Annotated in this window: 1 protein-coding gene; it reads right to left on the bottom strand. The window is 78.6% G+C overall.

Going from position 1 to position 1,149, the window contains the following annotated elements; genetic code table 11:
- Positions 1-48: 48 nt before the first annotated feature.
- The coding region (locus WD250_01990; protein ID MEX2618966.1) for an oxygenase MpaB family protein at positions 49-1,149 on the bottom strand (1,101 nt) is incomplete at its 5' end.

Genomic DNA, 1,149 nt, shown 5'->3' with positions numbered 1-1,149 from the left:
CCCCCCCACCCTGCACAGTAAGAATCGCCCTCCGCGAGCTCCGGCGATTCACGAGTCTGCATGGCTCCCGGCCCGCTGTCGGGCAGCCGCCTGCGACGGCGACACGCCGATGGACAGGCGGAACGCGGCGAGCAGGGCCCGGCTGTGCACCCGCAGCGGCCAGGCCGCGATCCCGGTGGCGGGCAGGCCGAGGAGCCGGCGTTGCCACGGCTCCAGGATCGACACCGCCCCGGTGAGGACCGGCAGGTAGGCCGTGCGCATCGCGACCGGCAGCGACGGCCACGCGAGGAACCGCAGCGCCTCTCGCCCCTGGCTGCCCACGGCGAGCTCCGGGCGGAAGGCCTCGACCCGGGCGGTGAGGTCGGCGATGGTCAGCGGCAGGGTGCCGTCCGCGACCATCGGCGGGGCCAGCGTGCCCGCTCGCAGCGCCGCGAGCGCCCCGGGGTCCGCGGCGAGCGCCCCCAGGTCCACCCGCGGGTCGAGCAGCGCGGCGGTCCGGGACTGCTCGGCCACGAACGCGTCGGCGGTGGCGCGGTCGGCTGGCCGGGGTGCGTACGCCCGGTCCGCGGCGAGGAAGCTCGACGTCAGCGCCAGCGACACCCACGCGAGCAGGTGCGGGTCGTCGGCACGGTACGCCCGCCCGTCGGGAGCGATGCCGCGCACCGCTGTGTGCACGCGGCGCACCGCCCGGGCGGCCGTCAGGGCCTGGGCGGTGGACCCGAACGCCGTCGCCGTCACGTAGGCGCTGGTGTGGCGCAACCGCCCGAGCGGGTCCTCGCGGAAGCGGGAGTGGTCCGCCACCCCGGCCATCGCGTGGGGGTGGAGCAGCTGGACGAGCAGCGCACGGACGCCGCCGGTGATGGCCGCGGGCTCCCCGAGGACCCGCCAGGAGGCCGCGTCGACCCCGAGCAGGCCCGGGTCACCCCGGTCGGCCGCCGGGTCGAACGGCGGCGGGCCGAAGACCCGGCCCATGCCGCCGCGCGCGAGGCGCCCGACGCCGGGCAGTCCTGCCGGCGCGGCGCCGGCGACCCACCGTGCCGGCGAGAAGGCCATGGCCGTCCATGGTGCCGCACGCGGTGCGCCGGGGCCGTGCTGGGGCCGCCGGCAGGCCGCACCCTGGTTCCCCGGTGAGGAGCCGGGGCCGCGCCG

The organism is Egibacteraceae bacterium (genome assembly GCA_040905805.1).
Classification (GTDB): Bacteria; Actinomycetota; Nitriliruptoria; order Euzebyales; family Egibacteraceae; genus DATLGH01.
The sequence above is the reverse complement of the archived record's forward strand: the minus strand, read 5'-3'. Positions and strand labels throughout refer to the sequence as shown.